The following is a 20304-nucleotide window of genomic DNA, read 5'->3' on the forward strand; positions in this document are numbered from 1 at the left end:
TTAAGACAGCGCCAGATCAGTTCTTATAGATCTGGTCAAAGATGCCGCCGTCGGCAAAATGTTCCTTCTGCGCCTTGGTCCAACCACCGAAAACGTCGTCGATCGTGAATAGTTCGACCTTTGCGAAGGCGTTTTCGTATTTTTTGGCAATCTCGGCATCGCGCGGGCGGTAGAAGTTGCGCGCGGCGATTTCCTGCCCCTCCTTGGTGTACCAGTACTGGAGGTAGGCATCGGCGGCGTTGCGGGTGCCCTTTTTGTCGGCAACCTTGTCGACGATCGCGACCGGCGGCTCGGCGAGGATGGATTGCGGCGGCGCCACAATCTCGAATTTCTCCCGGCCGAATTCCTTCAGGGCGAGAAACGCCTCGTTCTCCCAGGCCAGCAGCACGTCGCCGACGCCGCGCTCGACGAAGGTCACGGTGGCGCCGCGCGCGCCGGTATCGAGCACCGGCACCTGCTGGTAGAGCTTTCCGATGAAGTCCTTGGCCTTGTCGGCGGCGCCGTATTTCTTCTGCGCAAAGCCCCAGGCCGCCAGATAATTCCAGCGCGCGCCGCCCGACGTCTTCGGGTTCGGCGTGATCACGGCAACGCCCGGCTTGATCAGATCGTCCCAGTCCTTGATCGCCTTGGGATTGCCCTTGCGCACCAGGAACACGATGGTGGAGGTGTAGGGTGACGCATTCTGCGGCAACCGCTTCTGCCAGTCCGTCGCCGTGAGGCCCTTGCCGGCGATCGCGTCGATGTCGTAGGCGAGCGCGAGCGTCACCACATCGGCCTGCAATCCGTCGATCACCGCGCGCGCCTGCGAACCGCTGCCGCCGTGCGACTGCTTGATCTCGACGCTCTTGCCGGTTTCCTTCTGATAGGCGTTCGCGAACGCCTTGTTGAATTCGGCATAGAGCTCGCGCGTCGGATCATAGGACACGTTGAGCAAATTGATATCGGCAGCGAGAGCCGCGCTTGCCACAAAAACCGTCGCGAGAAGTCCTGCAGCGAGCGGAACGATACGGCGCATCATGTCCATCTCCATTCACTTCGACGACGTCGGTGTCAGCGAAGGCAGGCGAAACTCGCGGCGAAACGCGCTTAAGTCAACGAAACCGGATTTTCTTGTTCGCAGCGTGGCAGCGTGACTGTGCTACGAAGTCTTCATCGTGTGGATGCCGCATTCTGTCTTGGCCCGGCCGCGCCAGCGACCGGCACGTTCATCCTCACCCTCGGCCGTTCTGCTCGTGCAAGGCATACACCCAACCGACAGGAAACCGGAGGCGACCAGTGGATGACGCGGCAATTTGGCGCGGACGAAGATGGCCTCGAGTTCCTCGCGCGAGACGTTGGCGAAGGGGTTGAACTTCAACCGCACGCCATCGTCTTCAACCACCGGAATGTCGGCGCGCGCATTGCCCTGGAAGCGCTTGCGGCCGTTGAGCCAGGCCGAGAACGGCTTCAATGCCCGCGCCAGCGGCTCGACTTTACGAATGCGGCAGCAGGCGTCGGGGTCGGAGAACCAGAGATCGCGGTCGGCATCTTCGCGCGCCAGCGTCTCCTCCGCCGGTTTGATCGAGCGGACGTCCTTCAATCCAAGCGTCGCGATCAGCGTGTCGCGATAGGCCAGCGTCTCCTCGAACAGCCAGCCGGTATCGAGGAAGATCACGGGAATCGCGGGGTCGACGTCCGCCATGACCTTCAGCAGCGTTGCCGATTCCGTGCCGAACGACGACACCAGCGCCAGCTGCTCGCGCCCGACCGTCTTCAGCGCCGCGGCGACGATCTCCGCGGGCGAGGCATCGCGCAGCGCGCGATCGAGTTCGTCCGCTGACGGAAGCGCAGAGACTGACGTCGACGAAACCTGAGGCGAGATCGCGTTCACGTGCCGACGCCTTCGGAATGGCGCAGCTGCATGCGCCGGTGCAAAGCCGTGATGCGGCCGTCGCCGGTCGGCTGGTAGAATACCGAATAGCGCTTTGCGGTCTGCATGAAGGCTTCCGCATCGGCCTGCTTCTTGACCTCGAAGGAATCGAAGCCGGCGCGCAGCATGAACACGAACTGGTCGCGCAGCACCTGGCCGGTGGCGCGCAACTCGCCGCGGTAATTGTAACGCTCGCGCAGGAGGCGGGCCTGGCTGTAGGCGCGGCCGTCGCGGAAGGTCGGGAACACCAGCGCGACGACTGCGATCTTGCCGAGATAGGGGACCAGTTCGGCGATGTCGCGGTTGTTCGGCCAGATCACGCCGACCTTGCCGGCGCGCTTGAGCAGCGCATCGGCCTCGCCGATGAAGCGCTCGGCCGGCACCAGGATGTCGCCGCCTTCGGGCAGCGGCGTGTCGACGGCCAGCTTGACGAAGCTGTCGTCGGCGATCTTTCCGCCGTTAACGAGTGGCATAGACGCGCTCCTTGAAGGGTTCGACGCCGAGGCGTTTCACGGTGTCCATGAACAGCTCTTCAGGCCGCTCGCGCAGCGCCAGATAGGCTTCCACGATATCCTCGACGACGTCGGCGACCTCATCGAACTTGACGCCCGGCCCGATCAGGTTCCCGAGCGCCGCGTTCTCGTCGGCGCGGCCGCCGATGGTGATCTGGTAGACCTCCTCGCCGTTCTTCTCGACGCCGAGAATGCCGATATGGCCGACATGGTGATGACCGCAGGCGTTGATGCAGCCTGAGATGTTGATATGGAGCCGGCCGATCAGGTTGGCGAGCTCGTGGTTGGCGAAGCGCCGCGTCAGCTCCTGCGCGATCGGAATCGAGCGCGCATTCGCCAGCGAGCAATAGTCGAGGCCCGGGCAGGCGATGATGTCGGTGATCAGATTGACGTTCGGCGTCGCGAGGCCAAGCTTGTCGAGCGCCTTCCACAGCGCCGGCAGGTCGCGCTTGGCGACATGCGGCAGTGCCAGGTTCTGCTCGTGGCCAACGCGGATCTCACCGAAGGAATATTTGTCGGCGAGATCGGCCAGCGCATCCATCTGCTCCGCCGTGGCATCGCCCGGAGGCGCGCCGATCGGCTTCAGCGAAATCGTGACGATGGAGTAGCCCTGGTTCTTGTGCGGGGCCACCGAGTTCTTGCGCCACGCTTCGAAGTCGGGATCGGCCGCCGCCTGCCGCAGCTCGTCCGGCATGTGCGGGAGCTTTTCGTAGGCCGGATAGGTGAAGCGCGAACGGATGTCCTCGATCACCTCGTCGTCGATCTGGAGCGAGGAGTTGCGGATGTGCTGCCACTCCTCCTCGACTTCGCGGGAGAACTTTTCGATGCCGAGTTCGTGGACCAGGATCTTGATGCGCGCCTTGTAGATGTTGTCGCGGCGGCCATACTGATTGTAGACGCGCAGGATCGCCTCGATATAGCTCAGGATATCGCGGCCGTGCACGAAGTGCTTGATAGTCTTGGCGATGAACGGCGTGCGGCCAAGACCGCCGCCGACCAGCACCTCGAAGCCGGTCTCGCCCTTTTCGTTCTTGATCAGGCGGAGGCCGATGTCGTGGATCTTGATCGCGGCACGGTCGTGGTCCGACGCGGTGATCGCGATCTTGAACTTGCGCGGCAGGAACGAGAATTCCGGATGCAGCGTGGTGTGCTGGCGGATCAGCTCCGACCAGATGCGGGGATCCTCGATCTCACCCGGCGCGACGCCGGCCCACTGATCCGAGGTGACGTTGCGCATGTTGTTGCCGGAGGTCTGCATCGCGTGGATGCCGACCTTGGCGAGATCTTCCAGCGCGTCCGGCAGCTCTGCGAGCTTGATCCAGTTGAACTGGATGTTCTGCCGCGTGGTGAAATGGCCGTAGCCGCGGTCGTATTTGCGCGCGACATGGGCGAGCGCCCGCAGCTGGTTCGTCGCCAGCGTGCCATAGGGGATCGCGACGCGGAACATGTAGGCGTGCAGTTGCAGATAGACGCCGTTCTGCAGACGCAGGATCTTGAACTCGTCCTCAGTGAGCTCGCCGGAGAGGCGCCGCTTCACCTGGTCGCGGAACTCCGAGACGCGCTCGTTGACGAGCGTGCGGTCGATTTCGTCGTAAGCATACATAGGAAAGCGCCTTAAACCTGGGCCGACTGTCCGATGGTCACACCGGTGCGGCGGATCTGTTCGCGCAGATTGCCGGGTTCGATCTTGCCGTCCGCGCCGACCTGCACCGGGGCGATATAGGGTCCGATCGCGCCGACGTCATCGGCGACGGACTCCGCAAGCAACGCCTTGGCCTCGTCGGAGTTGCGCACGATCGCAGCTTCCGACAGGTCCGCAGACCAGCTCTTGGCGGCGGTGCGATAAACCACGATGCCGTCCCAGGTGCGGTTGGCGGTCACGATCGAGGGGCCGGCGATCTTGATCTTCTTCTGTTCAAGCGGAGAGGTCATTCGGCTGCATCCAATAGGTCAGAGATGATTTGCTTTGGGGTTTCGCGACGAAGGGAACCGGCATGCCGGACCACCTCGCCGATGATGAGAATGGCGGGACCGCCGCTGACGCGCCGCACCAGCTCGGGGAGATAGCGCAACGTGCCAATCGCGCCTTGCGCATCGGGACGGGTGACGCGCGCGAACACGCCGACCGGCGTCTCCGGCGAACGGCCGGCGGCGAACAGGCCGGCGCGCACGGCGAGCGCGGCAGTCATGCCCATGTAGACCACGACGGTCATTTTGGTGTCGGTCAGCGTCGACCAGTCCACGACTTCCGCATCGCGCGCCTTGTGCGCGGTGAGGAAGGTGATGCGGGTCGCTTCATGACGGTAGGTGAGCGGCACCTCGAAATCGGCGGCGCCGCCGAGCCCCGCGGTGATGCCGGGGATGATCGAATAGGCGACGCCTGCCGCGCGCAGCGCTTCGACCTCTTCGCCGCCGCGGCCGAACACGAAGGGATCGCCGCCCTTCAGCCGCACCACGCGCTGGCCGGATTGCGCGGCCTCGATCATGCGCTTGTTGATGGCGTCCTGGCCGATGCCGGGCTTGCCGACGCGGCGGCCGACCGGAACGCGCGTGGTGTCGCGGCGGATGCGGTCGAGAATTTCGCCCGAGACCAGCTCGTCATGGAAGACGATGTCCGCGTCCTGCAATGCGCGCAGCGCCTTGATGGTGAGAAGATCGGGATCGCCGGGACCGGCGCCGACCAGCGCGACCGAGCCTTCCGGCTTGTCGGCACGCGCGAATTCGGAGGGATCGGCAATCGCCTTGAGCGCGGCATCCGCCTCGCTCCTGCGGCCGCCGAGCACGGCGGCGCCGATCGGGCCGTCGATGACGCGCTCCCAGAACCGGCGGCGCAGCGGAAACTCGGTGATGCGCTCGTTGATGGACTTGCGAAAGCCGCCGATGAACTCGGCGAGCTCACCGATACGGGCCGGCAGCAGCGCCTCGATCTTCTCCCGCACGCGCCGTGCAACGACAGGCGAAGTGCCGCCGGTACCGACCGCGACCACGACATCGCCGCGATCGACGATCGCCGGGAAGATGAAGCTGGAATGTTCGAGATCGTCCATGACGTTGACGGGCAGGCCGAGCGCCTTGGCGCGAACCGACATCGCCACGCCGACATCGCCCGCGCCGGCACAGACGATGGCGATGACTCCCGAGAGATCGGCAGTGAGCGGATCGCCCGACGCGATCTCGATACGCGCCGCGTCCCCGGAGCCGAGGTCCAGATCCTGATTGCCGTCGATCGCATGCACGCGGATGCGCGCACCGGCGGCAGAGAGCACGCGCAGCTTGGCACGCAAAAGCTCACCCGCGCCGATGAGGACCACCGGACCGGCCTTGAGATCGAGAAACACCGGCAAGAACCGCATGCGATACTCGCTTCCCCCACATCCGGGGTTGACTGGAATTATTTTCTATATATGTGTCGTTTCGAGCGCGCAAAGAGAAAATTTTTTCTTCTCTTCCGCACCGCAACTATAGAATTTTCGCCTCCAAACGCAAAGTGGCAGAGATGCATCTTCTCAAGGACGATTCCGCAGCGAGCGGACTGAGCAGCCCGGCCCCGGCTGAGCGCGCACGCAGGCAAGAATTTTCTGCTGACCTTGCCCCCAGCATGGACCATCTCGACCAGCTCGAGGCGCAGAGCATCTACATCTTCCGCGAGGCGTTCGCCCGGCTGAAGAAGATCGCGCTGCTGTGGTCGCTCGGGAAGGACTCCAACGTCATGATCTGGCTGGCGCGGAAGGCGTTCTTCGGCCGCGTGCCATTCCCGGCACTGCATGTCGACACCGGCAAGAAGTTTCCGGAGATGTACCGCTTTCGAGATCATTACGGCAAAGAGTGGGATCTCGATTTGCGCGTCGAGCCCTGCCCGCCCATCGATGCCGTCGATCCGACGCTGCCGCCGGCGGCCCGCTCCGCGGCGCGCAAGACCGAAGGCCTCAAGATGGCGCTCGGCAAATTCGGCTTTGACGGCCTGATCGCCGGCATCCGCCGCGACGAGGAGGCAACGCGCGCCAAGGAGCGTGTGTTCTCGCCGCGCGGGCTCGAAGGCAATTGGGACGTGCGCGACCAGCCGCCGGAATTCTGGGACCATTTCAACGCCTCGCCGCCGCAGGGCGCGCATCTGCGCATCCATCCGATCCTGCATTGGACCGAAGCCGACATCTGGGCCTACACCAAGCGCGAGAACATCCCGATCATCCCGCTCTATCTCGCCAAGGACGGCAAGCGCTATCGCTCGCTGGGGGATCAGGACATCACCAATCCGGTCGCATCGACTGCGTCCAACATCGACGAGATCCTGATCGAGCTCGAGCAGACCAAGGTGCCGGAGCGCGCCGGCCGCGCGCTCGACCACGAGACCGAGGACGCCTTCGAGCGCCTGCGCGTCGCCGGCTATCTCTGATCAAGAACGCGAGCGCGATATGAACATGATCGTCACCCCGGCTTCGCCCGCCACCCCGAACGGCACCACCCGTCCGCAGGTCCGCATCGTCATCGTCGGCCATGTCGACCACGGCAAATCGACGCTGGTCGGCCGCCTCTTGCACGAGACCGGCAGCCTGCCCGACGGCAAGCTTGAGATGCTGAAGGCCGTCAGTGCGCGGCGCGGCATGCCGTTCGAATGGTCGTTCCTGCTCGACGCGCTCCAGACCGAGCGTGACCAGGGCATCACCATCGACACCACGCAGATCCGCTTCCGCACCAATTCGCGCGACATCGTTCTGATCGACGCGCCCGGCCACGCCGAATTCCTGCGCAACATGATCACCGGCGCCTCCCAGGCCGACGGTGCGGTGCTGATCATCGACGCGCTCGAAGGCGTGCGCGACCAGACACGGCGGCACGGCTATCTCCTGCATCTGCTCGGCGTGAAGCAGGTCGCGATCGTCGTCAACAAGATGGACCGCGTCGACTTCTCCGCAGAGCGCTTCAAGGAGATCAGCGACGAGATCTCCGCGCATCTGAACGGCCTCGGCGTGAAGCCCACAGCCGTGATCCCGATCTCCGCGCGCGACGGCGACGGTGTTGCGATGCGCACCGACCGTATCTCCTGGTACAAGGGACCGACCGTGGTCGAGGCGCTCGACCAACTCGAGCCGGCGCGGCCGCTGGAAGCGCTGGCGCTCCGGCTGCCGGTGCAGGCGATCTACAAGTTCGATGACCGCCGCATCGTGGCGGGCCGCATCGAATCCGGCAGCCTGATTGCCGGCGACGAGATCGTGATCATGCCGGCCGGCAAGATCGCGAAGATCAAGACCGTCGAGAGCTGGCCGGCCACGCCGGTTGCGGGACGCCAGGGCGCGGGCCGCTCGGTCGGCATCACGCTGGACCGCGAATTGTTCATCGAGCGCGGCGACATCGTCGCGCATGCCGGCAGCGCCCCGCGCGAGACGCGGCGGCTGCGGGCGCGGATCTTCTGGCTGCACGACAAGCCGCTCGCCAAGGGCGACCAGCTCCTGGTCCGTTGCGGGCCGAAGGAAAGCCGCGCCACGGTCGTCGCGATCGAGAAGGCGGTCGATCCGGGCGAGCTCTCGAGCACCGAGAACAAGGCGATCGGCCGCAACCATGTCGGCGAGATCGACATCTCCCTGTCGAATCCGATCGCCACCGATCCCTACACCGAGAATCCGCGCACCGGTCGTCTCGTGATCGAAGTCTCCGGACGCATCGCCGGCGGCGGTCTGGTGCTGTCGGTCGATGCCGGCCAGCGCGCCTTGCCCGTCGACATTGTGCCGGTGGAATCCGCACTCCGTCCCGACGAGCGCTCCGCGCGCTATCAGCACAACGGCGCCGTGGTCTGGCTCACCGGCCTGCCGGCCTCGGGCAAGTCGACGCTCGCCAAGGCGCTGGAACGGCGGCTGTTCACCAATGGCGGCTCGCCGATCCTGCTTGACGGCGACACGCTGCGCGCCGGGCTCAACAGCGATCTCGGCTTCTCCACTGCTGATCGCAGCGAGAACATCCGCCGCCTTGCCGAAGTCGCAACGCATCTCGCCCGTAACGGCCATATCGCCATCGTCGCCGCGGTCTCGCCCGCGCGCGAGGACCGCGCCACCGCACGCCGCATCGCCGACACCGCGTTCCGCGAGATCCATGTCGCGACGCCGGCAGAGGTCTGCGAGGATCGCGATCCCAAGGGCCACTACAAGAAGGCTCGCGCCGGCGCGCTGGCATCCTTCACCGGCATCGGTAACGACTACGAAGCGCCGCAGGCGGCCGAGCTCGTGATCGACACCTCGACGCGAACCGTCGCCGAGGCGGCCGACGAGATCGAGCAGATGCTGAAGAACACCGGCGTGCTGTTCGACGAAGTCGTGGACCTCGCCGCGAATATTTGAGGCCGTCCTATTCCCCGCTGTCGTCGCCCGGCTTGACCGGGCGACCCAGTATTCCAGAGACAGCTTTGGGATACGGAGAAGCTGCGGCGTACTGGATTCCCCGCTTTCGCGGGGAATGACACCGGTGCGTGGGGGCCCACACCTTCTCTTGACATTTTGACAAACCCTTGGGGGTCTTCTCACCGCCCTTGTTTTGGGGCTAATAGGGCCCCGAAAGCCGCTCCCTCGTGGGCGCATTTTGCTGCTGTCGGGTCAAAAGCAGCCAAAAACAGCCATTTCCAACAAGAAAGCCCATCATGAAACGCGTCGACGCCCACGGATTGAAGATCGCTCCCGTCCTGTTTGATTTCATCGCCAAGGAAGCGGCCCCGAAAACGGGGATCGCGCCGGATGCGTTCTGGGCCGGGCTTGCCGCCATCATCAAGGATCTGGGGCCGAAGAACCGCGCATTGCTTGCGGTGCGCGACACGTTGCAGGCCAAGATCGACGACTGGCACCGCGCGAGCAAGGGCAAGGCGTTCGACCTCAACGCCTATACCGCCTTCCTGAAGGAGATCGGCTATCTCGTTCCGGAGCCGGCGACCCAGAAGGTCGAGACCGCCAATGTCGATGAAGAAATCGGCAAGATCTGCGGCCCCCAGCTCGTCGTGCCTCTCACCAATGCGCGCTATGCGCTGAACGCGGCGAACGCGCGCTGGGGTTCGCTCTATGACGCCTTCTACGGCACCGACGCGATCCCGCATGACCCGTCCGAGAGCGGCAAGGGCTACAACAAGGCGCGCGGCGACAAGGTGATCGCCAAGGCCAAGGCGTTCCTCGATGCCGCCGTGCCGCTTGCAACCGGCAGCCATACCGACGTCACCGCCTACAGTGTCGTCGCGGGCCAGCTCGCAGTGAAGCTGAAGAGCGGCAATGCCACCGCGCTGAAAAACGCGGCGCAGTTCGCCGGCTTCCAGGGCGATGCGGCCGCGCCTTCGGCCGTGCTGCTCGCCAACAATGGCCTGCATGTCGAGGTGAAGATCGACCGCAGCAGCGCGATCGGCAAGGACGATCCGGCCGGCGTCGCCGACATGATCATGGAATCCGCGGTTTCCACCATCCTCGACATGGAGGACTCGGTCGCGGCCGTCGATGCCGAGGACAAGGTGCTGGTCTACCGCAACACGCTCGGCCTGATGAACGGCACGCTGTCGGCCGATTTCGAGAAGGGCGGCAAGACGCTGACGCGCTCGCTCAACGCCGACCGCAGCTACAAGACCCCGGACGGCAAGGGCGAGGTCAAGCTGCACGGCCGCAGCCTGCTGCTGATGCGCAATTGCGGTCACCACATGTTCACCGACGCGGTGCTGGACGAGAAGGGCGAGGAGATTCCGGAAGGCCTTCTGGACGCCGCCGTCTCCGGCCTGCTCGCGATCCACGACCTCAAGGGCAACTCGAAGGTCAAGAACAGCCGCACGGGATCGGCCTATATCGTCAAGCCGAAGATGCACGGCCCGGACGAGGTGTCGCTCACCTGCGAGATCTTCGACCGCGTCGAGAAGATGCTGTCGCTGCCCGAGAACACGCTCAAGGTCGGCATCATGGACGAGGAGCGCCGCACCACCGTCAATCTCAAGGCCTGCATCCAGCGCGCCTCCAAGCGCATCATGTTCATCAACACCGGCTTCCTCGACCGCACCGGCGACGAGATCCACACCTCGATGGAAGCCGGCCCGATGATCCGCAAGAACGAGATGAAGGCGCAGGCCTGGATCAAGGCCTATGAGGACTGGAACGTCGACATGGGCCTGACCTGTGGCCTGCCCGGGCACGCCCAGATCGGCAAGGGCATGTGGGCCGCCCCCGACAAGATGGCGGACATGCTGGCGCAGAAGCTTGGCCATCCGCAGGCCGGCGCCACCACCGCCTGGGTGCCCTCGCCGACGGCTGCGACGCTGCACGCGCTGCACTATCACCAGGTCAACGTGATCGCGCGCCAGGAGGAGCTCACCAAAGGCGGACCGCGCGCAAAGCTTTCGGACATCCTCACCATTCCGGTGTCGAAGTCGAACTGGGCGCCCGATGACGTCAAGCAGGAGATCGATAACAACTGCCAGGGCATCCTCGGCTACGTCGTGCGCTGGATCGACCAGGGCGTCGGCTGCTCCAAGGTGCCCGACATCCACGACGTCGGCCTGATGGAAGACCGCGCCACCTTGCGCATCTCCAGCCAGCATCTCGCCAACTGGCTGCACCAGGGTGTGATCACCGAGGCGCAGGTGATGGAATCGCTCAAGCGCATGGCGGTCGTCGTCGACAAGCAGAACGCCGGCGACGCCATCTACAAGCCGATGGCGCCCGCCTTCGACGGCGTCGCCTTCAAGGCCGCCTCCGACCTGATCTTTAAAGGCCGCGAGCAGCCGAACGGCTACACCGAATACATCCTCACCGCGCGCCGCCGCGAGGCCAAGGCGAACGGCTGATAGTCGGCCCGCTCGAAACACCGAAAGCCCCGGCTCACGCCGGGGCTTTTTGTTGAGCGCAGCGGGCGAAACGTCGCGCCGCGCAGCGGAACGGCCGCGTGCCGGTCGCGTTGTACGGCCATCAACCATTGGGAGATGGTCATGGACTGGAATCGGATCGAAGGAAACTGGAAGCAGTTCAAGGGTTCGGCCAAGGAGAAGTGGGGCAAGCTCACCGACGACGACCTCCAATTGATCGAGGGACGCCGCGAACAGCTCGAGGGCCGGCTCCAGGAACGCTACGGCAAGGCCAAGGACCAGGTTCGTCAGGATGTCGACGACTGGCTGAAATCGCTGCACTGAAGCAGCGCAAAAGAAGCCCCGGCGAAAGCCGGGGCTTCTTGTTTGGCGAGCAGCCCGGATGAGCGAAGCGACATCCGGGACCTCTGTTGCGGCACCCCGGATATCGCTGCGGTCATCCGGGCTATGATCCCTTGCTAGAACACCGCGAGATATTTCAGCAGCGAGACGATGCCGATGATGATGACGACCACGCGCGCGATCTGCTTGGCGCGGCCGTCCATCGGCAGCATGTTGATGAGATAAAGGACGAGAATAACGACGAGAAAAGTGACGAGTACGCCCACCAGCATCGCGAGACCCCCTTCAGGCAAATTGCGACCACCGCTCTAACGCCTGTCTCCCGCGCTGGTTCCATCGCGGCAACCCACTGCAACTTCTAGTAAATACGTACTTCTACGATCGGACGGCCTGCCTAAAATTTTACCCTTTTCCATTCAGATGCGGAAATGACGCCGGGGCCGTGGGCCGCAAACGGCGTGCGATTGCCGTTCTGCCGCGCCGGGCTTGTCGATGCTGCCGGGCGTTTTCAAGAGCTTTGCAATGGGAATTGGGGGGACTTCGATGCTGAATCGTCTGACCGTATCCGCGCTGCTGAAGGCGGTGATCGCGATCACGTCGGCCTGCGTGGTGCTCGCGCTCTCGCTCACCGCCTTCGAGTCCTGGGATCGCCTCAAGACCGCCAACCGCATCTCGCAGACCGCCGACGCATCCGCCGATTTGTTCAAGGCGATGCACAGCCTGCGCACCGACCGATCGACCACGACGCGGCTCCTCAACTCGGCCGAACCGATGGATGCCGAGATCGAGAAATATCTGCGCGCGATCCGGGACACCGAGATGCCCGCAATGGCACGCGCGCTGGAGCTGCTGCCGGTCATGGACTTCCCGCAATCAGGCACGCCGGTGCCGGAGCTTGCGCGCCTCCACAAGTTGCTGACCGAAGAGCAGAAACAGTTCTGGGCGGATATGGCCAAGCCCAGGGATCAGCGTCGGGCCGGCCTGCCGAAGGAATATATGGAGACGACGGGCGGCCTGCTCGAAACGCTCGACAAGCTGTCGAACGTCCTGGCCGCCACCGTGAATCACCAGGACGCCGTGATCGACCAGCTGCTGTCGATCAAGCAGAACGCCTGGCTGCTCCGCAACACCGCGGGCGAAGCTTCGCTGGTCGTCTCGACCGGTCTTGCCGCCGGCAAGATCACACCGGAAGCCCGCAACAGCTACACCCAGCATGTCGGCGGCACGTCGGCGATGTGGAAGGCGCTGGAATTGTCAGCCTCGGGCATGCAGTTGCCGCCCGCACTCGTCTCCGCCCTGGCCGCGGCCAAGACCGCCTATTTCGAGCCGCAATATCTGACCCTGCGGGACCGCCTCGCTGACACGCTGGTCAAGGGCGAGAAGGCCGAGATGACCGCCAACCAGTGGAGCCCGCTCACGGTCGGCCGCCTTTCCAGCGCTGTCACAGTGGCGGAAGCCGCTCTCGACGCCGCCAAGGCCCATACGCTGGAGCAGCGCGGCGCCGCGCAGCGCGCACTGATCGTGCAGCTCGGATTGCTGGCGCTCGCCATAGGCCTTGCCGTCGGCGCGGTCATGCTCGTGAGCCGTCGCGTGATCCATCCCCTGAACACCATCCGCGACGCCATGTTGAAGGTCGCCGGCGGCGACCTTGCCGTCGACAGCGGCTATCTCGATCGTCAGGACGAGATCGGCGCACTGGCCGGCGCGCTGGAGACCTTCAAGCAGCAGGCCACCGACAAGCTCAAGATCGAAGAGCAGGAACGCGAGCGCAATACGGGCGCTGCCGCACGCCAGCGCGCCGTCGAGGCCTATGTCGGCGAGTTCGAGGGCGCGGTGCGCAAGACGCTGGGCGAATTGGGCGAGGCGTCCGGCGAGATGCGCAAGACCTCGGGCGACCTCTCCGCCGTGTCGCGCCAGACCAACGATCGCGTCCAGGTCGCCGGCAAGGCCTCCAACGACGCCTCCATGAGCGTCGACAGCGTCGCCGCCGCCGCCGAGGAGCTCTCGGCCTCAATCAACGACATCAGCCAGCAGGCTGCGCATGCCGCAGGCATCGCCGGTCGCGCCGTCACGCAGGCGCGCGAAACCGACGGCACCGTGCAGGGCCTGGCGAAGTCGGCGGGGCGCATCGGCGAGGTCGTCGGCCTGATCAACACCATTGCGGCGCAGACCAATCTGCTCGCGCTCAACGCCACCATCGAAGCGGCGCGCGCCGGCGAAGCCGGCCGCGGCTTTGCCGTGGTCGCCTCCGAAGTGAAGTCGCTGGCAAGCCAGACCGCGAAGGCGACCGAGGAAATCTCCGAACAGATCGCCGACATCCAGAAAGTCGCGGGCGACGCCATCAACGCGATCCAGACCATCGGCGGCATCATCGGCGAAGTGAACGAAGTGGCGACTGCCATTGCCGCCGCGGTGCAGGAGCAGGGTGCGGCGACGCAGGAGATCACGCGCAGCACCCAATTCGCGGCGCAGGGCACCAAGAACGTCTCGGACAACATCACCGGCGTCAAAGCCGATGCGGACGCTGCCGCCGCAGCCGCCGACAATGTGAAGCAGGCCTCCGAGATGCTGGAGAGCCAGAGCCGCCAGCTCGGCCATGAGGTCAGCGACTTCCTCGGCAAGATCCGCGCGGCGTAACGTTGTAAGTTAGACAGCAAGCTGCCTCTACACCTTCGGTGTCATCCCCGCGAACGCGGGGATGACACCGGAGATTGAGGCGGTAGCGCTAGACCCCACGTGAAGCCGCCGCTACTCCTTCGCCACCACCGGCACCTGGCGGAATTTGGCGCGCACCGATTCCGGCAGCGGCGAAAAATTCATCGCGACGCCGCGGCGGTCGTTGGCGTTGCGGCTGGCGACCACCAGGCCGTCAGCGCCGGCGACGATATCGCCCTTGCGGAGGGTAGGATCGTCGTCGACCTTGACCTGCGCAAGCCCGACCGGATCCTTGCCGTTGCAGGTGCAGCCCGCGACGATCTCATTGCGATAGCGGTACGCATTGGGCAATTCCGAATAAGATTTTCCCTTGTCGGTCGTGGCGTCTTCGATGTTGCCGCCATAGACCAGCGAGGTCTCCGACGTCGGGCAGAAACTCTTGCAGGATTGCGCCTTGCTCTCGGCATCATTGCCTTGCGCCGGGAAGTAGCGGCCGTCGCAGCCGCGCACGCAATAGGCCGTGCCGCCGCCATAGGCCGCGCGTTGGCGAGGGGCGTCGTAGCGGGGCATGCCGTCGTTGGGGAAAGGCATACGGATCTCCGGCGGCGGCCGCATCCGGAAGCCCCCGAACAGGGCCGAGAAGAAATCCTCCGCGTGCGCCGACGGCGTCTGAGCGACACCGGCGGAGGCAATGACCAGGATTGCCAGACCGCCAGCGAGCCTGCCGTTCATACGTCTGCTCATGTCACCTCACTCAGACTTAATTCACGGCCGAGGACGCCGAAATATTCAACGCCTGCCGGCCCGACGGCATCGCCGTCACGGCTGGACGCTTGCGCGCGGGGTCGCTGCCTTTGGCCATCAGCGGCGCGTTCTTCGGCAGCACTACGACTTTGGCGCCGATATTGACGCGGCTGAACAGGTCGGTGACGTCCTCGTTGGTCATGCGGATGCAGCCGGAGGAGACGAACTTGCCGATCGTGGAGGGATCGTTGGTGCCGTGGATGCGGTATTCGCTGGAGCCGAGATACATCGCACGCGCCCCGAGCGGGTTGCCGGGACCGCCGGCGACGAAGCGCGGCAAATAGGGCTGGCGCGCAATCATCTCGGCCGGCGGATGCCAGTCCGGCCATTCCGCCTTGCGGCTGACGCTCTGCACGCCGGACCACGTGAAGCCTTCGCGGCCGACGCCGACGCCGTAACGGATCGCACGACCATTACCGAGCACGTAATAGAGATAGGTGTTGTTGGTATCGATGACGATGGTGCCGGCCGGCTCGCTGCGGTCGAAGCCGACGACCTGCTTGCGCAGGCGATCGGGCAGCTGGGCATCCTCGTCGGCAGCCTGCGGCGCTTCGTTCACATAGCCCTGCGCGTAACCCTGGTCCTGCGGATACGCCTGCGGCTGCATCGGCGAATAGCCGTACGTCTGCGCGCTCGCGCCAGCGATAGGCACCGCCAGCAGAGCGGTTGCGAAAGCGAAGGCGGTGACGACGCGCGGCGAGAAGCTGCGACGGACTGCAGAGAACTTTGTCATGTGCTGCCCCGTTAAATGCGTGCATCAGGGTGATGCGCTTGCGAACAAACGCCGCGGGGGCGATTCAGGTTCCGGCCCTGCGCGCGGCATCCTTGTCACAGTCAAGCGAGCGCGTGTTCACGAAGCCGCGATGGAACCGCGGCACTGCTGGCGCATTATCAGCTCGCCAAATGGGCGCGCGGATCGAGGCTTCCGTGCGGGAGAGAGATTGTGCGCGTCCTTCCCAGTGAACGTCTGATTCCCGGCAACAGCGAAGGCAGTCCGCTTCCCGACAGCCATATCGAGCTGCCGCCGGTGATCCGCCGCACCGAGTTCGTCGCCTTCGCGCTTGCCGGCTTGTTACTGATTGCGGTCGTTACCGTGCTCTACGTTGGAAGAGCTTTCTTCCTGCCGGTAGTGATGGCCTTCGTCACCGGCACCATGCTGTCGCCGGCGGCGGGCTTTCTGGAGCGGTACAAGGTGCCGCGCAGCGTAGGTGCCGTTCTGATCGTAGTCGCGGGGACCGCCGTGGTGGCCTTTGTGGTGGCGCTGATCGCCTCCCCCGCGATGGAATGGAGCACGCGCCTGCCGGAGCTCGGCGCGCAATTGAAGGACAAGCTGCACGTGTTCGACCGGCCGCTCGCATTGTGGCGCGAGCTGCAGGCTATGGTCGGCGGCTCGGAAGGACTGCCCAACTTCCAGATGCCGAAATTCGATTGGGTGCAGCCGACGCTGGAATTCCTGTCACCGACCTTTACCGAATTCCTGCTGTTCTTCGTCACCCTGATCCTGTTCATCGCAAGCTGGCGCGACCTGCGCCGGGCGCTGATCATGACCTTCAGCGACCGCGACGCCCGGCTGCGCACGCTTCGGATCCTCAACGAGATCGAGGTCCATCTCGGCAACTACCTCCTGACCGTCACGCTCATCAATATTGGGGTCGGCGTCGCCACCGGCCTCGTCTGTGCGCTCACCGGCATGCCCAATCCGGCCGGGCTCGGCGCGCTCGCGGCAACCCTCAACTTCATCCCGATCATCGGGCCGATCGCGATGTTCGCCGTTCTGCTCGTGGTGGGGCTGGTCGCCTTCCCGACCATCAGCGGCGGCCTGATGGCGGCGCTCGCCTTCGGCGGCCTCACCTTCCTGGAGGGGCACTTCGTCACGCCCATGATCATCGGGCGGCGGCTGGCGCTGAACGCGCTCGCCGTGCTGCTGGCGCTCGCGTTCTGGACCTGGCTGTGGGGGCCTATGGGCGCCTTCCTGTCGTCGCCGCTCCTGATCGTCGCGCTGATCCTGAAGGAGCATCTGTTGCCGGCGGATGGGCCGCAGCTTCCGCAGGATTGACCGGTTTCCGCGAACGGAACTTCCCCGACGACGAAACGTTTTCCGGCTATCTCAGCCGTCAACAGTTTGGAGCTCCCGATGTCCACGACTAATGCCGAAGCCGGGATGAAAGACTGGACCGACAAAGCCACCAGAGAACGCCTCGAGAAGGATGTAGCAGCCGTGAAAAGCGATATCGCCGCCCTCACCGACCAGATCACCGACGCGCTCAACACCTTTGCCAATTCCACCAGCAAGCAGGCTCGCCGCGGCTATCGCCAGGCGCGCGAGAACATGGATACCGCGCTCGACGACGTGTCGGAGCGCGGCAGTGCAATGATGGGCGCGGCCCAGGAAGCCTACGGCTCGATCGAGGAGACGCTCGAAGACGCGATCACACAGCGGCCGCTTGCGACCGTCGGACTCGCGCTCGGCATCGGCTTTCTGATCGGTGCCGCCTGGCGCCGGTAAGACTTGCGGACGCGTGTTGAGGCGTCGGCACCGGCGCGTTGCCGGTGTCGGCCCGTGACGGTTTGGCTTGCGGGGAATTGAGGAGCGAGGGCCATGTTTCAGCGCATCATCGATGGGATCAGTGCATCTACCGGCACGACGGTGCGGCTGACCTCGCTTGCCGCAGCCGCGGCCTTCGCGCTGTTCGTGACGACGTGCTTCCTCTGCGCCGCCGCCTTCATCTCGGTGCTGGAGAAATATGGCCCGGTGCAGGCCTGTCTTGCCGGCGCCGGCATCTTCTTCCTGCTGACGCTGGCAGCGGCAGGCTCTTATTGGGGCTACAAGCGCGAGGTGCAGAAGCGCGCCCAGATCGCGGCCGAGCGCGCCGCGAAGTCGGCGGCGCAGAGCATGCTCGCGGATCCCATGCTGCTCGCCACCGGGCTGCAGATCGTCCGTGCCATCGGCATCAAACGGCTACTGCCGATCCTGGCGATCGGCGGCGTCGCCCTCGGCATCATGGCGAGCCGCGCGGGCGTTCCCGACGAGGCGTCGGCCGAGCCCGCCGAATAGCTTAGAAAATTTCGTTGTAAGTCCTCCGAGCGCATCTATCAGAATTCGTCGATAAGACACCGCGCAATTTCGCGCCATAACGGCGCGGCTGCCCCAGCCATCACGCAAACGCTACTCGGATGGGCAGGCGGTTGCCGTTAAAAGTATCACCCTGATTCCCAAAGCTATTTTAATCAATGAAACCGTCCGTTAAGGCGAACCTCGCCGCATTCCATCACGACGCCAGGCTGTATCTGACGCTCGGTATCGCCAACTGGTCGGTTTTCGTCGACCATATCCCGAACAACGTCGTCAACCTGCTGACGCTGCGCAATTTCGGCTTCAGCGGCGCCGCTGACCTGTTCGTGTTCGTCGTCGGCTATGGCGTCGCCATCATCCACGGCCGGATGGCGCTTGAACGGGGCTACCTCGTCGCGGCGACGCGCATCTTCCGCCGCGTCTGGCGGCTCTACGCCGCCTATGTCGTGCTGTTCGTGATCTACATCGACACCATCGCCTATGTCGCCTCGCAGTCGATGGCGCCGGAGATCATCCACGAATACAATATCTCGGGCATTCTCGAGCACCCGCTGCGGATCCTGGTCCGCGGCCTCGTGCTCCAGGAGGAGCCACTGAACCTCGATCTCCTGCAATTGATGATCCCGCTGATGGCCTTTTTTCCGTTCGCGCTGTGGGGTCTGTTGCGGTGGCCGAACCTGACCCTGGCGGCATCGGTCGCGCTGTATCTTGCCGCACGCTGGTTCGACTGGAATTTTCGGGTCTATCCGGACCAGGAATGGACTTTCAATCCGCTCTGCTGGCAGATGCTGATGGTGCTCGGGGGCTGGTTCGCCGTGACGGGCGCGCCCGGGCGCGCGCTACGTGACATGCCCTGGCTGCGAATTCTCGCCGGCACCTATCTCGTATTCGCGATGGCCATCACCTTGCTGCGCAATTCGCCGGCAATGTCGGCTTACCTGCCGGACCTCCTCCTCGACAGCATCGCGCCGACCGACAAGGAAAACCTCGCGCCCTATCGCGTGATTCACTTCCTCGCGCTCGCCTTGCTGGCGACCCATCTCATTCCGGCCAATCATCCCGGCCTGCAATTGAAGCCGCTGCAGGCGGTCATCCGATGTGGCGAGGAATGGCTCGCCGTGTTCTGCGTCGGGGTGTTCCTGTCGTTTGCGGGCCATCTCATCCTGATCACCAGCGCCAATCTGGTGGCGATGCAGATCGTGGTGAGCCTCGCCGGCTTCGCCGCCATGACCGCGGTAGCCTACTATGTCGCCTGGTCGAAGTGGCAGGATCTGCCGACGGCCTTGCGGCAGCAGGCCTAAAGCGCGATGCGATGAGGATAAATCGTCATCGCGCTTTAGGTTGTTGTTTAAGCATGATCTTTTCGGAAAACCGCTGCGCACTTTTCCGGATCATGCTTTAGAGCCAATTTCGTCCGATGGAATCGGAACGGGCCCTGGATTCTTGTTTTGGGTCGTTTTCTTCACGGCAGCCGGGATCCACTTCGCTCGAAAACGCTCCAGGCAGAGAATCGTGCGATTCTGCTAGGCCGAAAGCGGCGGCTGCGCTATGCGGAGAGGCTGTGCGTGAGGAGACCGGGCGTGGCGATGGTGAAAAGCGGGGGTGAAGAGGCCGAGAGCGCGCTCCGGCGCGGCCGGCCGCGATCGATCGAGACCAGCAACGCCATTCTCGAAAGCGCCTATACGCTGATGGCGTCCACTGGCCTTGCCGCCACCACCATCGACGCAATCGCCCGCCACTCCAGCGTCTCCAAGATGACGATCTACAAATGGTGGCCGTCCCGCGAGGCGCTCTTGATCGACGCCTTTCTTCAACATGCCGCGCAGATGCTGCCGCTGCCCGCGGTGAGCTCCGGCAACCCCGCAGCGCGCGCCCGCCGCCATGCCGCAGCCTACGCCGAGGCGCTCCAGGGCGAGTTCGGCAAGGTCCAGCTCGCGGTCATCTCCGAATGCATTTCCAAAACCGGCTCCGCCGAGCTGTTCTATGCCCGCTATCTGCAATTCCGTCGCGACGCGCTGGTCGAGATGATCGCGGCAGGCCAGAACGATGGCAGCATCCTGGCCGAAGGGCCGGCTGAGGATCTTTACGACGCGATCTATGGCGGCCTGTTCTACCGCTACGTCTTTGGCATCGCGCCGATCACGCCGGCCTATGCCCGCAATCTGGTCGACCTGGTGTTGCGGCCCAAGGGCTAGGAAGG

Annotated in this window: 19 protein-coding genes; 10 read left to right on the plus strand and 9 right to left on the minus strand. The window is 64.5% G+C overall.

Annotation, left to right across the window (positions count from 1 at the left end):
• Positions 1-16 precede the first annotated feature (16 nt).
• From CV770_RS08900 to cysG, 6 genes are all read right to left on the minus strand, one after another.
• Complete coding sequence (locus tag CV770_RS08900) at positions 17-1018, minus strand: sulfate ABC transporter substrate-binding protein (protein ID WP_038950060.1); 1002 nt, start codon at positions 1016-1018, stop codon at positions 17-19.
• A 120-nt stretch (positions 1019-1138) separates the two neighbouring features.
• Positions 1139-1870 carry a phosphoadenylyl-sulfate reductase gene (locus CV770_RS08905; protein WP_104462055.1) on the minus strand — a complete coding sequence of 244 codons (732 nt, stop codon included), beginning with the start codon at positions 1868-1870 and terminating at the stop codon, positions 1139-1141.
• A complete protein-coding gene (locus CV770_RS08910) occupies positions 1867-2382 on the minus strand; it encodes a DUF934 domain-containing protein (protein ID WP_091955967.1) in 516 nt (171 codons plus the stop codon). The genes CV770_RS08905 and CV770_RS08910 overlap by 4 nt, the downstream gene beginning before the upstream one ends.
• Positions 2369-4024, minus strand: a complete 1656-nt coding sequence (locus tag CV770_RS08915) for a nitrite/sulfite reductase (RefSeq protein ID WP_091955966.1) — start codon at positions 4022-4024, stop codon at positions 2369-2371. Before CV770_RS08915 ends, CV770_RS08910 begins: the two co-directional genes overlap by 14 nt.
• An 11-nt stretch (positions 4025-4035) precedes the next feature.
• Positions 4036-4353 (minus strand): DUF2849 domain-containing protein, encoded by a 318-nt coding sequence (locus CV770_RS08920; RefSeq protein ID WP_018318747.1) that lies wholly within the window; start codon positions 4351-4353, stop codon positions 4036-4038.
• A complete protein-coding gene (cysG, locus tag CV770_RS08925) occupies positions 4350-5774 on the minus strand; it encodes a siroheme synthase CysG (protein WP_104462056.1) in 1425 nt (474 codons plus the stop codon). The genes CV770_RS08920 and cysG overlap by 4 nt, the downstream gene beginning before the upstream one ends.
• A 245-nt stretch (positions 5775-6019) precedes the next feature.
• Here cysG and cysD point away from each other — a divergent pair, with 245 nt between their 5' ends.
• The 4 genes from cysD to CV770_RS08945 all read left to right on the plus strand — a co-directional run bounded on the left by cysD (position 6020) and on the right by CV770_RS08945 (position 11554).
• A complete protein-coding gene (gene cysD, locus CV770_RS08930; protein WP_026202064.1) occupies positions 6020-6814 on the plus strand; it encodes a sulfate adenylyltransferase subunit CysD in 795 nt (264 codons plus the stop codon).
• A gap of 19 nt (positions 6815-6833) precedes the next feature.
• Entirely contained in the window at positions 6834-8750 is a 1917-nt protein-coding gene (cysC, locus tag CV770_RS08935; protein ID WP_104462057.1) for an adenylyl-sulfate kinase, read from the plus strand.
• Between the two features lie 296 nt (positions 8751-9046).
• Entirely contained in the window at positions 9047-11212 is a 2166-nt protein-coding gene (locus CV770_RS08940) for a malate synthase G (RefSeq protein WP_104462058.1), read from the plus strand.
• A 141-nt stretch (positions 11213-11353) separates the two neighbouring features.
• Positions 11354-11554 carry a CsbD family protein gene (locus CV770_RS08945; protein WP_008546815.1) on the plus strand — a complete coding sequence of 67 codons (201 nt, stop codon included), beginning with the start codon at positions 11354-11356 and terminating at the stop codon, positions 11552-11554.
• A gap of 134 nt (positions 11555-11688) precedes the next feature.
• On the opposite strand, the gene CV770_RS08950 is transcribed toward CV770_RS08945, so the two are convergent.
• On the minus strand, positions 11689-11844 hold the full coding sequence (locus CV770_RS08950; RefSeq protein ID WP_007599832.1) for a Thivi_2564 family membrane protein: 156 nt from the start codon (positions 11842-11844) through the stop codon (positions 11689-11691).
• 271 nt (positions 11845-12115) lie between these two features.
• On the opposite strand from CV770_RS08950, the gene CV770_RS08955 reads away from it, so the two are divergent.
• A complete protein-coding gene (locus CV770_RS08955) occupies positions 12116-14209 on the plus strand; it encodes a methyl-accepting chemotaxis protein (protein WP_104462059.1) in 2094 nt (697 codons plus the stop codon).
• A 111-nt stretch (positions 14210-14320) separates the two neighbouring features.
• On the opposite strand, the gene CV770_RS08960 is transcribed toward CV770_RS08955, so the two are convergent.
• Positions 14321-14971 carry a DUF2865 domain-containing protein gene (locus tag CV770_RS08960; protein WP_091955961.1) on the minus strand — a complete coding sequence of 217 codons (651 nt, stop codon included), beginning with the start codon at positions 14969-14971 and terminating at the stop codon, positions 14321-14323.
• Between the two features lie 16 nt (positions 14972-14987).
• Positions 14988-15764 (minus strand): L,D-transpeptidase, encoded by a 777-nt coding sequence (locus tag CV770_RS08965; RefSeq protein WP_104462060.1) that lies wholly within the window; start codon positions 15762-15764, stop codon positions 14988-14990.
• Between the two features lie 210 nt (positions 15765-15974).
• Here CV770_RS08965 and CV770_RS08970 point away from each other — a divergent pair, with 210 nt between their 5' ends.
• The 5 genes from CV770_RS08970 to CV770_RS08990 all read left to right on the plus strand — a co-directional run bounded on the left by CV770_RS08970 (position 15975) and on the right by CV770_RS08990 (position 20299).
• A complete protein-coding gene (locus tag CV770_RS08970; RefSeq protein ID WP_104462061.1) occupies positions 15975-17087 on the plus strand; it encodes an AI-2E family transporter in 1113 nt (370 codons plus the stop codon).
• A 78-nt stretch (positions 17088-17165) separates the two neighbouring features.
• Positions 17166-17537 (plus strand): ElaB/YgaM/YqjD family protein, encoded by a 372-nt coding sequence (locus CV770_RS08975; RefSeq protein ID WP_028142077.1) that lies wholly within the window; start codon positions 17166-17168, stop codon positions 17535-17537.
• Positions 17538-17630: 93 nt separating this feature from the next.
• The gene (locus CV770_RS08980) at positions 17631-18086 is read left to right on the plus strand and encodes a hypothetical protein (protein ID WP_091955958.1); all 456 of its coding nucleotides are present in this window, start codon (positions 17631-17633) and stop codon (positions 18084-18086) included.
• A gap of 176 nt (positions 18087-18262) precedes the next feature.
• Positions 18263-19405, plus strand: a complete 1143-nt coding sequence (locus CV770_RS08985; RefSeq protein WP_091955957.1) for an OpgC domain-containing protein — start codon at positions 18263-18265, stop codon at positions 19403-19405.
• Positions 19406-19690: 285 nt separating this feature from the next.
• On the plus strand, positions 19691-20299 hold the full coding sequence (locus tag CV770_RS08990) for a TetR/AcrR family transcriptional regulator (RefSeq protein ID WP_201759773.1): 609 nt from the start codon (positions 19691-19693) through the stop codon (positions 20297-20299).
• The last annotated feature ends 5 nt before the right edge of the window (positions 20300-20304 follow it).

The organism is Bradyrhizobium sp. AC87j1 (genome assembly GCF_002936975.1).
Taxonomy (GTDB): Bacteria; Pseudomonadota; Alphaproteobacteria; order Rhizobiales; family Xanthobacteraceae; genus Bradyrhizobium; species Bradyrhizobium shewense.

What these genes read in the sequence shown, in the direction of transcription:
- CV770_RS08900 (WP_038950060.1), bottom strand. Translation starts at nt 1,018, where the DNA reads ATGATGCGCCGTATCGTTCCGCTCGCTGCAGGACTTCTCGCGACGGTT.
- CV770_RS08910 (WP_091955967.1), bottom strand. Translation starts at nt 2,382, where the DNA reads ATGCCACTCGTTAACGGCGGAAAGATCGCCGACGACAGCTTCGTCAAG.
- CV770_RS08915 (WP_091955966.1), bottom strand. Translation starts at nt 4,024, where the DNA reads ATGTATGCTTACGACGAAATCGACCGCACGCTCGTCAACGAGCGCGTC.
- CV770_RS08920 (WP_018318747.1), bottom strand. Translation starts at nt 4,353, where the DNA reads ATGACCTCTCCGCTTGAACAGAAGAAGATCAAGATCGCCGGCCCCTCG.
- cysG (WP_104462056.1), bottom strand. Translation starts at nt 5,774, where the DNA reads ATGCGGTTCTTGCCGGTGTTTCTCGATCTCAAGGCCGGTCCGGTGGTC.
- cysD (WP_026202064.1), top strand. Translation starts at nt 6,020, where the DNA reads ATGGACCATCTCGACCAGCTCGAGGCGCAGAGCATCTACATCTTCCGC.
- cysC (WP_104462057.1), top strand. Translation starts at nt 6,834, where the DNA reads ATGAACATGATCGTCACCCCGGCTTCGCCCGCCACCCCGAACGGCACC.
- CV770_RS08940 (WP_104462058.1), top strand. Translation starts at nt 9,047, where the DNA reads ATGAAACGCGTCGACGCCCACGGATTGAAGATCGCTCCCGTCCTGTTT.
- CV770_RS08945 (WP_008546815.1), top strand. Translation starts at nt 11,354, where the DNA reads ATGGACTGGAATCGGATCGAAGGAAACTGGAAGCAGTTCAAGGGTTCG.
- CV770_RS08950 (WP_007599832.1), bottom strand. Translation starts at nt 11,844, where the DNA reads ATGCTGGTGGGCGTACTCGTCACTTTTCTCGTCGTTATTCTCGTCCTT.
- CV770_RS08955 (WP_104462059.1), top strand. Translation starts at nt 12,116, where the DNA reads ATGCTGAATCGTCTGACCGTATCCGCGCTGCTGAAGGCGGTGATCGCG.
- CV770_RS08960 (WP_091955961.1), bottom strand. Translation starts at nt 14,971, where the DNA reads ATGAGCAGACGTATGAACGGCAGGCTCGCTGGCGGTCTGGCAATCCTG.
- CV770_RS08965 (WP_104462060.1), bottom strand. Translation starts at nt 15,764, where the DNA reads ATGACAAAGTTCTCTGCAGTCCGTCGCAGCTTCTCGCCGCGCGTCGTC.
- CV770_RS08975 (WP_028142077.1), top strand. Translation starts at nt 17,166, where the DNA reads ATGTCCACGACTAATGCCGAAGCCGGGATGAAAGACTGGACCGACAAA.
- CV770_RS08980 (WP_091955958.1), top strand. Translation starts at nt 17,631, where the DNA reads ATGTTTCAGCGCATCATCGATGGGATCAGTGCATCTACCGGCACGACG.
- CV770_RS08985 (WP_091955957.1), top strand. Translation starts at nt 18,263, where the DNA reads ATGAAACCGTCCGTTAAGGCGAACCTCGCCGCATTCCATCACGACGCC.
- CV770_RS08990 (WP_201759773.1), top strand. Translation starts at nt 19,691, where the DNA reads ATGGTGAAAAGCGGGGGTGAAGAGGCCGAGAGCGCGCTCCGGCGCGGC.